General features: G+C 36.3%; 12 protein-coding genes and 1 pseudogene. 7 read left to right on the top strand and 6 right to left on the bottom strand.

Going from position 1 to position 15,318, the window contains the following annotated elements; translation table 11 throughout:
- The first annotated feature begins 175 nt into the window (after positions 1–175).
- The 7 genes from H8Z82_RS15645 to H8Z82_RS15625 all read left to right on the top strand — a co-directional run bounded on the left by H8Z82_RS15645 (position 176) and on the right by H8Z82_RS15625 (position 6,288).
- Positions 176–1,777: a cytidylyltransferase domain-containing protein gene (locus tag H8Z82_RS15645; protein ID WP_186995631.1), complete on the top strand. Its 1,602-nt coding sequence runs from the start codon at positions 176–178 to the stop codon at positions 1,775–1,777.
- 11 nt (positions 1,778–1,788) lie between these two features.
- Complete coding sequence (locus H8Z82_RS17615) at positions 1,789–2,217, top strand: serine O-acetyltransferase (RefSeq protein WP_186995630.1); 429 nt, start codon at positions 1,789–1,791, stop codon at positions 2,215–2,217.
- Positions 2,214–3,257, top strand: a complete 1,044-nt coding sequence (locus H8Z82_RS15635; protein WP_186995629.1) for an N-acetylneuraminate synthase family protein — start codon at positions 2,214–2,216, stop codon at positions 3,255–3,257. The genes H8Z82_RS17615 and H8Z82_RS15635 overlap by 4 nt, the downstream gene beginning before the upstream one ends.
- A 211-nt stretch (positions 3,258–3,468) precedes the next feature.
- Positions 3,469–3,663, top strand: a complete 195-nt coding sequence (locus tag H8Z82_RS17195) for a hypothetical protein (RefSeq protein WP_207724691.1) — start codon at positions 3,469–3,471, stop codon at positions 3,661–3,663.
- An 85-nt stretch (positions 3,664–3,748) separates the two neighbouring features.
- Entirely contained in the window at positions 3,749–3,919 is a 171-nt protein-coding gene (locus H8Z82_RS17190; protein ID WP_207724690.1) for a hypothetical protein, read from the top strand.
- A gap of 53 nt (positions 3,920–3,972) precedes the next feature.
- Positions 3,973–5,040, top strand: coding sequence for a GDP-mannose 4,6-dehydratase (locus H8Z82_RS15630; RefSeq protein ID WP_186995632.1), 1,068 nt, complete (start codon positions 3,973–3,975; stop codon positions 5,038–5,040).
- A 15-nt stretch (positions 5,041–5,055) separates the two neighbouring features.
- Entirely contained in the window at positions 5,056–6,288 is a 1,233-nt protein-coding gene (locus H8Z82_RS15625) for a nucleotide sugar dehydrogenase (RefSeq protein WP_186995628.1), read from the top strand.
- 1,171 nt (positions 6,289–7,459) lie between these two features.
- On the opposite strand, the pseudogene H8Z82_RS15620 reads toward H8Z82_RS15625, so the two are convergent.
- The 6 genes and pseudogenes from H8Z82_RS15620 to H8Z82_RS15595 form a co-directional block, all read right to left on the bottom strand.
- Positions 7,460–8,626 (bottom strand): annotated as a pseudogene (locus H8Z82_RS15620) (IS4 family transposase); the annotation flags it as partial.
- Positions 8,627–8,927: 301 nt separating this feature from the next.
- Positions 8,928–9,764, bottom strand: a complete 837-nt coding sequence (locus H8Z82_RS15615) for an SDR family oxidoreductase (RefSeq protein WP_186995627.1) — start codon at positions 9,762–9,764, stop codon at positions 8,928–8,930.
- Between the two features lie 9 nt (positions 9,765–9,773).
- Positions 9,774–11,531 (bottom strand): thiamine pyrophosphate-binding protein, encoded by a 1,758-nt coding sequence (locus H8Z82_RS15610; RefSeq protein ID WP_186995626.1) that lies wholly within the window; start codon positions 11,529–11,531, stop codon positions 9,774–9,776.
- Positions 11,532–11,559: 28 nt separating this feature from the next.
- On the bottom strand, positions 11,560–13,128 hold the full coding sequence (locus tag H8Z82_RS15605; RefSeq protein ID WP_186995625.1) for an oligosaccharide flippase family protein: 1,569 nt from the start codon (positions 13,126–13,128) through the stop codon (positions 11,560–11,562).
- Between the two features lies 1 nt (position 13,129).
- Positions 13,130–14,362, bottom strand: coding sequence for a polysaccharide pyruvyl transferase family protein (locus tag H8Z82_RS15600; protein ID WP_186995624.1), 1,233 nt, complete (start codon positions 14,360–14,362; stop codon positions 13,130–13,132).
- A 10-nt stretch (positions 14,363–14,372) separates the two neighbouring features.
- Positions 14,373–15,318: CgeB family protein (locus tag H8Z82_RS15595; protein WP_207724689.1), on the bottom strand; the 946-nt coding region annotated here is incomplete at its 5' end.

Below are 15,318 nucleotides of genomic sequence, written 5' to 3'. Positions count from 1 at the left end.
TATTGGTTGTCTTTATTTGTTACTGTGTTGAACAGTTAAGAATTATATATATATTGAAATTAGTCATATCTGTGGCAGTGTCATTATTGGTATATTTACTCATTTTGATTGCTACTAAGAACATACTTTTCTTAAATATTGCAAATACGATCATGTCTAAATTAAGGAGGAAATCATGAAAATATTAGCTGTAATACCAGCTAGAGCTGGTTCTAAAGGAATACCAAATAAAAATATCAGAATTGTTGGCGGTCATCCATTAATTTATTACTCAATAAAAAATGCAATTGATTCTGATATGATTACGGAAACAATTGTCTCAACCGATTCGCCAGAAGTGCGCATTATTGCAAAACAAATGGGAGTGAAGTGCCATTGGCGCGATGAAACACTATGTGGCGATGCTGTTACACTAGATGCGGTGATTTATGACGCAATTCCAAAGAGCGAAGAATGGGATTATGTGGTTACGATGCAGCCAACATCTCCAACGCTTACGGTTCCTACTTTAGATGCAGGGATAAAATACGCAATTGATGGTGGTTATGATACTGTTATTTCTGCTATCAATGCACCACATCTTTCTTGGGGAGAAAAAAATGGTAAGATAGTTCCTAATTATACAGAAAGACTTAATCGTCAGTATCTTCCACCATGCTATAGTGAAACAGGAGCTTTCTTTGTTTCGAAGTACTCTGTGTGTACTCCAAAAACAAGATTTGGTGAAAAGGTTAGTGTGTTTGAAATTCCAGAGGACGAATCAATAGATGTAGATACATTTGCGGATTTGCAAGCAGTTGCTAATGCTTTAAACAAGCAAAAAGTAGCAATCTATGTAAATGGTAATAATAAACGTGGTATTGGTCATATTTATCGTGCGTTAGAAATGGCAGATGAGTTTTACGTTAAGCCGGACATTTATTATGATTCAAATCAAACAGATCCTAAAGTATTCGGAAAAACCACACATAACCTCATTTCTGTTAATGGAATTGCTGAGTTGTATGATAGGTGTAAAAAAGAGCAGTATACTGTATTTATTAATGATATTTTAACAACATCAATAGATTATATGATTGCTTTGAAAACAGTACTTCCAAATGCAAAAATTATTAACTTTGAAGATGATGGTGAAGGTATTATTAAAGCTGATTTAGTATTTAATGCTTTATTTCAAGAAAACATGCTTCCACAAGTAAAAGCCGGGGAAAAATATTATATTCCTGGAAAGACATTTATGTTTTATGAACCAATAAAGATCAAAAAAAATGTGGAAAGAATTTTTATATCTTTCGGTGGTGCTGATCCTCAGAATTATTCTGATAGATTACTTGCCATAATCTCAAAATCAGAGTATCAAAATTACCACTTTGTTGTTGTGCTTGGAAGAGCTAAATATAATGTTGAATCATTGATGGAATATAATAAGTACAGCAATATTGAAGTGCTTTATGATGTTGCGAATATGCCGGAGCTCATGTCAAGCTGTGATATAGCTGTGACTTCAAGAGGAAGAACAGGCTATGAGCTAGCTATTCTTGGAATCCCATCTATTGCAATGGCACAAAATCAAAGAGAAGAAAAACATGGCTTTGTTTGTAATGAAAATGGTTTTACATATATTGGATTAAATCCAGCGAACGAAATTATTGAAGGAACATTAAAAACGTACCTTGGATTATCTAAAGAGAGTAGAGAACAATTTCATAAAAAATTGCTTAGCCACGATTTAAGAGGCGGAAGAAAACGTGTTATGGCATTAATTAACAATTTATAAGGTGGTAAAATATGGAATTTAATAATCTTGTAAAAAAAATGTATAAAAATTATAATTTTGGGGGATTTAAAAGATTCTATTCTAAATTAATTTATCATCTGATTAGATTAGTTTATCACTGCGATATTCCATATACGTTAGATGTTAGTGGTGTATATTTTTGTCATAGAGGTTTTGATATAGTAATAAATCCAAATACAATATTGGGTAAAAATATTACAATACAACACGGGGTTACAATAGGAGAAGTTAATGGACTGGCTCCTAAAATTGATGATAATTGCTATATAGGTGCGAGAGCAATTATTATTGGTGATATTACTATAGGTCAAAATTCGAAAATAGGAGCTGGAACAGTAGTTGTAAAAGATGTTCTGGAAAATTCTACTGTAGTAGGTAATCCAGGAAAAATTATAAAAAACAAGGAGAATAAAATATGAAAACAAATAAACCTTATTTAATCGCTGAAATGGGAGTTAACTTCTATGATACAGCAAAAGCAATGGGCATTACACCATTAGAAGCAGCTAAACTTTATATTGATAAAGCTGCTGAATCAGGTGTTGATTGTGCCAAATTCCAATCTTATAAAGCAGATACAATTGTGTCTAAAAATTCACCAGCTTACTGGGATTTAAGTAAAGAGCCAACAAAGACTCAACATGCATTATTCCAAAAACATGATGGATTTAACAAAGATGATTATAAAGAACTTTGTGATTATACTCATGCAAAAGGAATGGATTTTACATCAACTCCATTTGATTATGCATCTGCGGATTATTTAAATGAGATGGTAGATTTCTATAAGATTTCATCATCTGATTTATCAAATATTCCATTTATTAAACATATAGCAAAAAAAGGTAAAAAAATGATTGTATCAGTAGGAGCTGCATATTTATCAGAAGTTGATGAAGCAATCCGTGCAATGAAAGAAGTAGGTAATAACGACATTACTATTCTTCACTGTGTTCTTTCATATCCAACAGATCCAAAGGATGCTAATTTACGTATTATTGAAACTCTAAAGAAAGATTTTCCTGATGTTACAGTAGGCTTTAGTGACCATGTAGCACCAGATGACACAATGATGACATTAGCTGTAGCATATATGTTAGGGGCAGAAGTAATTGAAAAACACTTTACTCTTGATAAAACACTTCCAGGTAATGACCATTATCATTCAGGAGATCCAGAAGACTTCAAGAAAGCTATCGCAAACTTTAAATGGATTGATTCAGTTTTAGGTTCTTCTGAAAAAACAGTGCTTGATTGTGAAATCACACCTAGAAGAGAAGCAAGAAGATCATTAGTATTAACTAGAGATATGAAGGCTGGAGAAATAATCAAAGCTGAAGACTTAATGCCAAAACGTCCTGGTACAGGTATTGCTCCTAAGTTTACAGAAGTTGTAATTGGTAGAACAGTTAAAATGGATCTTCCTGAAGATACAGTACTTACTTGGGAAATGGTGTAAGAAATTACCAGGGTCAGACCGTGCGTCCAGCTAAGGGTATATAGTCCGGTGGGTGGAAGCCCCATCAAATAAGCTGCTAACCACAGCATTTGAAGCGAGTCTTGAGTCTGTCGCGGTAACGTTGCAGGCTAAGCGTAGACAGCAAGATAACAGGGATAGCTATTGAGCACCGAAATCCCGAAGTCACCAGAGGGTCGACATCGTGGTCTGGATGGAAGACAACATATGTATTTATCGTTATGGTGAGATTTTACATACCTCTGCGGTGTTGGTTGGAACTATTCATGTTATACAGGGAATATATATCAACTGGAGAGAACCTGCATTTTCTTTTGTAGTGTGTAAACAGAAAGTATGCCTGACAACCAGAAGAAGGATGGTACCCTGGCTGGATAAAGCATGCTGAAAAATTTTTTAAGGTACATAATGATGTATATATTTTTGGTCATTCTCTTGATATAACAGATGGGGATATTCTTTCAAATCTGATCATGATGGAAAATACGAAGATAACTCTTTTTTATCATAATAAAAAAGCCTTGGAGAATCAAATATGTAATTTGGTGAAAATACTTGGTGAGAAAACAGTGATTGAAAAAACAAGTGGAAACAATGCAACGATTATTTTTGAAAAACAGAGTGATGCAATAACAGTTTTATAAAATAATCACAGGAGAAAAGGAGTCTGAAGTATATGCGAGAGAAAAATGTAATATTGACAAATAAGGTGATTCTGGTAACCGGTGCAGCTGGTTTTATTGGTTCTAATCTTGTGATGGAACTTCTGAAGGAAGTACATCCGGTACATATTATTGGTATCGACAATATGAATGATTATTACGATGTTTCTATTAAGGAATATCGTTTGAAGCAGATTGAGGGTCTGGCGGCAGAGCATCCGGATTCTTCCTGGAAATTTGTAAAAGGTTCTATTGCAGATAAGGAATTGGTGGATTCTCTTTTTGAAGAGTATCATCCTGCTGTGGTAGTGAACCTGGCTGCGCAGGCGGGAGTCCGGTATTCTATTACAAATCCGGATGTGTATATTCAGTCTAATCTGATTGGTTTTTACAATATCCTTGAAGCCTGCCGTCATTCTTATGATAGTGGACAGGCTGGTGTGGAGCATCTGGTATATGCATCCAGTTCTTCTGTCTATGGTACGAATAAGAAGGTGCCGTATTCCACAGAGGATAAAGTGGATAATCCGGTTTCTCTTTATGCGGCAACTAAGAAGTCTAATGAGTTGATGGCTCATGCATATTCTAAGCTTTATAATATTCCGTCTACAGGACTTCGTTTCTTTACTGTGTATGGACCGGCCGGCCGTCCGGATATGGCATATTTTGGATTTACCAATAAACTATGTAATAATGAGACCATTCAGATTTTCAATTATGGAAACTGTAAGCGTGATTTTACTTATGTGGATGATATTGTAGAGGGAGTGAAGCGTGTGATGCAGGCTGCCCCGGAGAAAAAGATGGGAGAGGATGGGCTTCCTATTCCACCATATGCAGTTTACAACATTGGAAACAGCCATCCGGAGAATCTGCTGGAGTTTGTGGACATCCTGCAGCAGGAGCTGATCCGGGCAGGGGTTTTGCCGGAGGATTACGATTTTGAAGCGCATAAGAAGTTAGTTCCCATGCAGGCAGGGGATGTTCCTGTAACATACGCAGATACCACAGCATTGGAAGAGGATTTTGGTTTCAGGCCATCTACTTCTTTGCGAGAGGGGCTGAGAAAATTTGCAGAATGGTACAGAGAATTTTATATTTAGGAGGAGTTTGGACGTATGAAGATCGCAGTGGCAGGTACAGGTTATGTTGGTTTATCAATTGCAACGCTTTTATCACAGCATCATGAGGTGATGGCTGTGGATATCATCCCGGAGAAGGTGGACCTGATCAATCAGAGGAAGTCTCCTATTCAGGATGAGTATATTGAGAAATATCTGGCTGAGAAGGATCTGAATCTTACAGCTACTTTGGATGCAGAGGCTGCTTATAAGGATGCAGATTTCGTGGTGATTGCAGCACCTACCAATTATGACAGCAAGAAAAACTTTTTTGATACCTCTGCAGTGGAGGCCGTGATCAAGCTGGTGATCCAGTATAATCCGGATGCAGTAATGGTTATCAAGTCCACCATCCCGGTAGGTTATACAGCCAGTGTGAGGGCGAAGTTCCATTGCGACAATATTATTTTCAGCCCGGAATTCCTCCGGGAATCAAAGGCGTTATATGATAATTTATATCCATCCAGAATCATCGTTGGTACGGATGTGGAGAATGCCAGACTGGTGAAGGCTGCCAATACTTTTGCAGGACTTTTGCAGGAGGGAGCTGTTAAGGAAAATATTGATACATTGATTATGGGATTTACAGAGGCTGAGGCAGTGAAGTTGTTTGCCAATACCTATCTGGCATTAAGGGTATCTTATTTTAATGAATTGGATACCTATGCTGAGATGAAGGGACTCAACACACAGCAGATCATCAATGGTGTATGCCTGGATCCGCGTATTGGTGCACATTATAATAATCCTTCTTTTGGATATGGCGGTTATTGCCTGCCGAAGGATACCAAACAGCTGCTGGCTAATTATGCAGATGTGCCTCAGAATATGATGACTGCAATTGTAGAATCCAACCGGACTCGTAAGGATTATATCGCAGAACGTGTACTGGAACTGACCGGGGCTTATGAGGCTAATGATGATTATGATGCAAGCAAGGAGAAAGAGGTTGTAGTCGGGGTATATCGTCTGACTATGAAGTCAAATTCCGATAATTTCCGCCAGTCATCTATTCAGGGGGTTATGAAACGTATTAAAGCGAAAGGTGCTACGGTAATTATTTACGAGCCGACCCTGGAAGATGGCACTACGTTCTTTGGCAGCAGAGTGGTGAATGATCTGGAGAAGTTCAAAGAGCAGAGCCAGGCGATTATTGCTAATAGATATGACAAGTGCCTGGATGATGTGAAGGAGAAAGTTTATACTAGGGACTTGTATGGAAGAGATTGATTGAAGTTCTATCCAGGGCGGGGGACCCTGCCCTGGGGTTGCCTTGTCGAAAATAATCGCTGACTTGAAATTTTAAATTCCAGTGCAGCGGTAAATTCCACCGGACATTAAAATTCCTTGATTTTATTGAATTATAATGAGCAAAATCTTTAGATAACTGGTATAATTAAGCTAACTTTTCATAAAATATCTGAGTTTGTGACATGGAAAAGAGACCTCTGGATATCTGGTGTGTAAGACTAAATTCCACAGGCCACATCTAAAAAATGTGAATTGTTAAGTTCCAGTCTGACAGCAGATTTTTATGCTAAGTTAGTGGTTAAAGCGAATCAGCTTAGGTGTCAGATTGACCTCGTCGGGTGGAATCGGCCTAAGCTGAAGTGCTTTTAAAATGTCAATGCCGTAGTTATCGAGTGCGACATCATATGTATCGATATTTCATGGTGTCAGACCCCAATGTTATTCGTTTCCATTATTCTTCTACCTCTGTGTGCAGATAATGTTTCCTTTTCGATATGATTCCGTATGCCAATGCTGTGAGGAACAGCATCTTTTCGCCTTCCCTCCACTATTTATTTTGTTCATAGCTTCATTGGTACTATGCGGGCATCCGACTACCTGTCATTCTTTTGCCTTTCTCCCTTTTCAGTTGTTAGACATACCCATGTTACACTTACACAGGAAACAACAGGTTCTCCCTCAGTTGACAACTTCACCAGTGTATAACATGATGAGGTCTATGACACCGTAGGAATGTGTGAAATCTCACCATAGCGATAAACCCACATGTTGCCTTCCCAGAGACCCACTTGGTCGGCTTCCTAGATTAAGGGCTTTCAGTGCTCAATACTCACCCTGTTACCTCGCTGTCTACGCTTCATGATTCCAGTTACCCAGAGCCATGCAAGACTCACTAACGAATGAGGTGGTTATTCTCTTTTCGTGCAGGATTTCCGCCTGCTCGGTGAAGTGCCCTTTACTGGGCGCACGGGTCTGACCCCAATGTGGTCAACCTAGCGTCAACTTAGGGGCATATTAGCGAATAGCCTCCAATGCAAACTACAAAATAAACCGGTTTATGATAGAAAACAGTTGCTGTTTTGTTGGAAACTAGAAGATTTATAAAAATGACCGCACTTAAATAAGCCTATTGATGAATGCTGGTTCTATTTTAAAAAGAAACTTTTTTATTTCGAAAATGTGAACGTCCCTTGGATTTCAATTTCTTCCTTGGAAATGACCTTCCGGGCAGGAGCTGTGATCTGCAACGTACAGCATCTGTATATAACTGTTCAATAATTGAAAGCTCAAACAGTCCGCAGAGTATTTTGGGAATAATACTTTTAATCCGTCCAATGATAAATGCACGATTGGCCTGATAACGGAACTTATTTGTGCTTTTGGCAGAAATCTGTATTTCCTCATCTGCTTCATTTTTTATAAGGGAAGCCAGATTCGATAGAAGCATATTTATGTAAAATTCCTGCTGTATAGATACTGCAGTAGCACCGGAAAACTCTTCCATGGCAAAGCGGCTTTTTAATTCTTTGTACTTAAGTTCTACAGGCCATCTGTAGAAGTAAAGTTCCTGGAACATATCTTTTGTAACAGCAGGATCAAACAGGTTTGTTGCAAGATATTCTTTTGTGCCATCATCAAGCGGAATCTCAAGGACACGTATAGGTACATCGGAAGTACCTTCTTTTGAAGTTCCCTGAAGAATGGAAATCATATCACCATTGCATTTTTTAGATAAATTGATTCCCTCTTTCAGTCTCATAACACAGAGATGCCCATGCTCTACACAGTAGAGGAACATATCTTCTGAATAATAACCTCTGTCAAAAATAATAATACTGTTGTTATATAGTCCCATATCTTCAAGAACTTTAAGATGTTCTAATGCAGCTGCTCGTTCAGAGGAAAGAAATTTATGGATAGATGCATGAAGGATATAATCATCTAGAACATCATAAATTATGGAAGCCAGTCCCATGGTATAACGTCGGTTTGGATCAGGATAGCTGGACATTTCGCCAAAGAAACCAAAAGTCGATTTTGAATTCGGAAGTTCGATCCTGGAACCATCTACTGCAAAAAGATGATAACCCTGCCACAGTTTTCTTGAAGGGATCTGGCTGTAAAACAGATTAACAGAAAGATAATAAAGTTCCTTGAACAGTGAAGGATTAATGAACTGTCTGGCTTTGGAAAGTGCCTGTTTTGAAACATCCGGAAAAGAAAGCGTGCCCAGTTCTTCTCTGATCTGTGAAAGATTCTGGAACATGGAAGCTTTTGAAGAGAAGAACAGATAAATAATAACTTGCAAAAGTGAAAGTTTTCTCCGCCGTACAAAATGTTTTCAAAAAAATTAAATAGTAAAAAATTATATCGCCTTATTGCAGAATTTATGGTATAGTTTAATAGACCTATACAGGATAGGCCTTTCAAAATGGCTATATCTTGTGTATGTGTTTAGAGTACCAGGTGTCTGACCCCAATGTGGTCTTTTCTTTTACAGATCTTTTAGCTCTGTTTTATTTTCTTTATTGATATTTCATAGTGTCTGATCCCAGAGAGTTTTCGCAATCCGTATGATTCACTTGAGTTGCACTCTATTATGGAAGTTCACAACATTATCAGTATTGGATAGTTCCAGATCCCCCACTAACATAAAATGTATCTCCAATTACCAAATTACACATATCACTAACCATTATTACTGCCAGCTGCCCAATTTCTGAAGGTGTTGCAAACCTTTTTGCCGGAATGCAATCGGTATATAAAGTATCTCCCTCTTTACGTCCAAGCATTGCCGTAGCAACTGGTCCAGGTGCAATTGCATTTACAATAATCCCATACGGGATCAATTCAGCGGCCGCTCCCAGTGTAAATGACCGAACTCCGCTTTTTGATATTTCATAAGGTGTATAACCAGGTTTTAAAGCAGCAGCTGAACTAACATTAAGAATATGTCCTTTTATTCTTTCCTCTTTCATGTAATTACTCACTACCTGCGTCATAAAAAACATACCCTTAAGATTCGTATTCATAACTGAATCATATGTTGTTTCTGAAACAGAACCAAACGTTTGATTGCCATGTACACCTGCACAATTCACTAGAATATCAATTTTATTTTCGGGAAACAATGCGATAGCCTGCGACACTTTAATATCAAATTCCCCTACTTTATTTAATTCTATTTGTATACCTCTTGCACAATTTCCAAGTTTTTCAACAGCATTCTTTACTTTTTCTTCTTTTGTTCCCGAAATAATAACCTTTGCACCAGCCTCAATAAATGCTTCAGCAATTGCCGCTCCGATTCCACCAGTTCCACCAACTATCAATGCAACCTTATTTTCCAATAAATTGTTCTGATTTTTAGGAATATCAATTGGAACTATATTCTTTTCATTCTTTTTGGAATAATAATAGTCTATTAACTCTCGAATTTTTGAACCTACTCCCATTTATCTACCTCAGTCATTTTTGCGCACAACTTTTTGAATCATTTTAACACCATTTCGCCCAAGAATACTTTTTGCAATCTTTTTTGTTTTTTCAATAACATTTTGCTCACTTTCTGAAAAATCAGACAGACTCTGAATCAAGTCAAGAGCACTTACATCCTCATGTTCATCTATAAACACTTCAAAGAGCATTGGTTTTTCTTTATGTTCTGTTGTAGTAAATTCTTTCATTGCTGTAAGAAAGCTCTGCTTATCTACTGCCGATAAATACTGAAATCCCAAATCCTGTGCATAATGTTTTAAGAGTTCTGGTGATTTTTCACCATAATGTCCATAGGCAGAAATATATTCGTTTGCTGAATCTCCAAGGCCTGCTTTCTGAACATTTCCTAATGAATTTTTAAACTCACCTCCTAATCCATTATTAGCAACAAGAATGCGCACATTCGATGTAATATGTCTATTTCCCAAACTATTCATATCATAAAAAAATGCCAAATCACCAAAAATACCATAATATATTTTATCTGAAGATACAAAAGATGCACCTATTAAACTGGACACACCGCCATCAATTCCAAAGCCTCCCGTATTTGAATAGGTACGAATACTATGATCAACTCCAAAACAATTCCAGCAGCGAAGAGAATTCAAGATTCCAAAATGGATAATAGAATTCTTAGGCATTTTTTTATGCATGTTTTGCGCAATCCACAAAGAAGAAAATGCCATATCATTATTACAGCTCTGAAGTGTCTCTATTCGTGAGTTATATACAGCATGCCACCTTTCATATTGTGTAGTCTGACCTGTTTTATGGTGCTCGCAATATGCCTTAAAGAATTCTTCTTCTTGCATTTCAAATACTTTTGTAAGATGTTGATAGGTATCCCTAATCTCGCCATCAGAATTCACTCTCCATATTTCCTTAGCTAATGCCGGCCATGATGCTGATATATTTCCCAAATGAATCAGAAGATCTATCTTTAAATTAGGAAATCCTGCAATATCAAATATGCCGCAAGGAATGCCATATTTTCCTGTATAATTACTTGTTTGATCATAAAAAACAAACGCATTATATTGTTCACAGAATGATTCAACTGTAGCTTTTAATCTTTCATTCCATGCCGAATGTGCCCCTACAAATATTGCCATATTGCCATTAGGTAATTTAGGCAACTCACTTCCCCAAACAACTCTTTGAATAACACGTTCTTCTGGAAGTTTACTTACAGAAAAATCAAGGCTATAGGATGTAGTCAAATTTATATGCACTGGTCCTCCTCCATTTCTTTGAAGTTCTAGCAGCGCGTCATTAATCTTCAAATTACATTCCCATTCATCTTGCTCATTCTCTATTACTGGAAGATGTACACTTTTTACTGCAATATCATTTGGTATAACAGTTCTATCAATCAATTGATCACGATTTTGTCCAAGCCAGGCAATTGGTCGTGTCGCTGTTATCGCAATCAACGGTAACTTTCTATAGTATGCCTCTGTCAATCCAGGCATATAGTTTCTTGATGCAGTAGCTCCAGTACAGCAGATCACAACAGGTTCTTGAGATTCTTCTGCGAGCCCACAAGCAATATATGCTGCAGAGCGTTCATCAACTGAGGAGTACAATTCAAACTCACCATCATATTGTGCACTTGCAACAAAAGATGCATTTGCACTTCCTGGACTTAATACCATTTTTTTAATTTTGTGCACTTTTAATAGCGATAATAACATTTGCACATTTCTTTCACTTGAATACATATTTTTATTTCCCCTTTGCCATACGCTTTCACAGAAAATTCTCCTCGTTATTTTTTATCATCTTCAGCACTTTCGTAAGTTTAAATTTGGTTATCTTATCAACAAGTTCAATCATCTGATTATAATACTTATTTTCTCTATATATAACGAACATTACTATGTTGGATAAAATAACCGAAAGGATTAAATTTATTATAATCTGTCCCCACAACAACAGCCCGCTTGTTGTCCTACACGAAATCCAACATAAAAATGTAACAATACATGCGACAAAGAAATATACCACAACTTCTTTTACAAATTGTCCCAAACTTCTATGAAATACATACTTGAAAACATTGCTGATCATCCATGGCATTGACACAAAAACATAACTGACAATAGTCGAAAGCAAGATTGCATAAATTCCCCAGAGCTGAACAAATATCACATTAAAAATGAGATTAACAATTGCTGCAACCAATGGACGAAATCTATCTTGATGCCACACACCTGCAGCATCTTTATACATTCCATTTACTTGTTGCATCGTCACAAGATAAAAATAAATACAAAAAAGCGCAACAACAATTTCATCAAAAATATAATCTTTCCCTACCCAAAGTTCGATAAACGGTTGATAAACTGTTGCAAAGCAACACATGCAGACGGTAACTATCCAATTTATCAAAAATGTAAGAATTCTAAAATCATTGTAATTTTTATCTGCGCTTTCCGTTACCATACTATTACCTACCCCTGCCAAACAGGAACTAAAAACTACTGTTAAAATTCCCATAACCGAGGACATAATGAAATAATAATTTTGATACATAGCAAGAACTGTCAAACCTAGAAAAGCCGAAATGACAATCGTATCTGCAGAATTTACAATTGTTGCACCGAGTTTTGCAGTAAATAAGTCTTTGATTCTCTGATTAATTGTTTTAACCGTTTTATCAGGCAAATTTCCATTGGGTTCCATATCCGGATATAAACGAGATGCCGCCATTGCGGTAATAATGTTCGCCATTGCCTGGGTGAAGAGCATAACAATAATATAAAGATAATAATTATGGAACAGCCACAAAATAACCAGCTGTATCGCGTATTGAAGCGTTGTTGTTAAAATTGTTATTTTACTCGCTACATCACTTCGTTGATAAGCTTGTAACAAGGAATTTTTATAGGCAAATAGCCAATATGTCATTACTGTGGCCGCTAAATTTAACAGATATAAAATATAAATATTTAACTGTCCAGGAATATCTCCACTTATTAGTTTTGGAATCAAGGGAGTTAATAATACGCCAACGCATGCGATTATCAATCCAATAAAAAAATAATATTTTTTATATAGCTTTAATAATGCACAAATCGTAACTTTGTCATTCTCGGCAATTGGCTTATACATGCTGTAAACCATTGCTGAACCCACTCCGAGTTCTGCAAGATTTAAAACCTGCAAAATTGATGTAAACAAACTATTTAATCCTAAATACTCTACTCCCATCAGATAAATCATTGCCGTTCGCATTATAAACGGCAATAAAATTTGGTAAAGTTTCAAGATGACTCCAAACACTATATTTCTTGTTGCGTTTTGAGTTCTGTTCATATCACTGTACCTTCTCTTTTTCTGCCAATACCATTTCTAAAATATCTGTTGTTTTATGTGCTTCAACTTTCATAAATCTATGTTTATAGCAGAGGAATTCTTTATATTGATCATAATGATTTATAAGATTCTCAAAACGATTTTCCAAATCACCTTGCGACAAACATTTAAGATCAATACAGTAATCTGTTAAATTCATTTTTTCCATAAAGCCTTTCATTTTCTGCTCATATGATATCGAAATAAATGGTGTTCCCATCTTAGCAGAAAAAATATTACTGTGGTACCGCATACCAATAACTGCATACAACTGACCTATCAAATACTGTTGAAAGTAAGTATCGTATCGTTCATCACTTGCTGTTACTACATAATAATCATTTATGTTGTAACAGAATTTGCGCATCAAATCATAATCGTTTCCTTTTCCATATAGCTGTGGAATAAAAACCACACCATATCCAACCTTTGTAAGACTCGAAAGAAATCCCTGAAATACATCGCGAATATTATTTGCAATTGCTGGATCTTTGGAGTACACTGGATGCCATCGTAAATCAGTGATCGTAACTCCTATACATTTTTCATGTTTTTCTAAAAAGCTTTTCAATTCCACATATTGCTTCAACTTTTCTTTATTCTGTTTAATATTTACATCATGCTGAAAAGCCGAATCCAAAGTCAGCGAAACCTCTTTATTCGGAACAAAATCGCGCACATATCCCTCTGAAATAGGATCCCTTAACACAATAGCCTTTGAATGTTCCAATATTTTTTTGCGCCACAAATTACGATTTTTCCTCTGAAATGGCCCCATAGATGGAGCATAAAACATATATGGTTTATGCATTGCAATCAGTAAATCATAAATTGCAAGATAAGTCGGCTCATCACTATAATATGTGTCTCCAATGCTAGGACCACCTGGTGCATGTAAAACAATGTCAGCTTTGGAAATCTCTGAAATCAACGCTTTCTCGTTTGAAGAAACTGACACCTTTCCTCCCGTTAGAACAGCAATTTTATGTGCAACTTTTGCCTTAACAGAAATTGGCATAAATTGATGGAGCATTTTCACATTTGAAGGCATATTAGGATATTTTGTACCAGCCCCACGAATAGCAAGTGTAATTTCAACGCCTGGATATGCAACACTTATTTCATCTACCATCGCATGAACAGCCGCTTCATCTCCGCGGTTATCTGAATGACAGTTAATAACTAAAATTTTCATTATTTTTTCCTTATAAATTAAATTTTTTCAACCATTCCGAAATCGTCAGTGCCTGATAGCCAGTTTCAATATATGTTTTTTTTATAAAAGCATCATCTATCACAATATTGTCCCTGTCCACAATCATGATGTTTTCAGAATAAATCGGGTATTCTTTTATATGTGGATTCACTGTAATCACTTTTGTTTTTGTTAACAATGCATCAAATGAACGTGTAGTAGGTCCCTCTTGCTCAGGGTATGGTACATCCAACATAGCCTTTGATTTTCGCATCACATTCAAATATTGTTCATAATTCAACGGAGTTTCTTGGCAAAATTGATCACCGGAATTACTTGGATCATACAGATATATAAACAGTCTGTATTTCTCTCCATATCTCCTGTTGAGTTCATACGCAATCTGTTTACGATCCGAATGTGCAGATGCTATGTATGCTACATCATATTCATCTTTTGCTTCATGTCCACTCAGCGCACTCTGAACAAACATCGGTACGTAAGTTGCATGATACTGTTTACATTCGCTTATGTTATAAGCATATCTCTCATTAAAATATTTCAGATGGGATTGCTTCAGTAAATTAGCTATATCATCCCAAGCATAATATATAAATCTAGCATGAGGATTATTATTCCTTAGCAACGCATAAAAAGTGTCAGGAACATATGCACCATTGATGCAAAAAATCACCTGATAATAATCCCTCTTAAGATTAATCTGGGCAAGGAAATCATCATAATATGAATTTTCGGCATTTTCTGCATCATGGATCAATACCTTCTCAAATAAATGTCGAAATTTCCACCTTATCTTAGAACACTTAAAATATGTATTAATGACACACGAATCAAATTGATCACTATTAATAAGCTCAACGATATAGTCGTTCTGCAATGCTTTTTTCAAGCTTACGTGATAGTCCATAAAAAATGGCTTAATCAAATGCAATCTA

It is taken from the genome of Blautia difficilis (assembly GCF_014297245.1).
In the GTDB taxonomy this organism is placed as follows: domain Bacteria; phylum Bacillota; class Clostridia; order Lachnospirales; family Lachnospiraceae; genus Blautia_A; species Blautia_A difficilis.
Note: the sequence above shows the minus strand (reverse complement) of the source record. Positions and strands in the feature narration are given on the sequence as shown.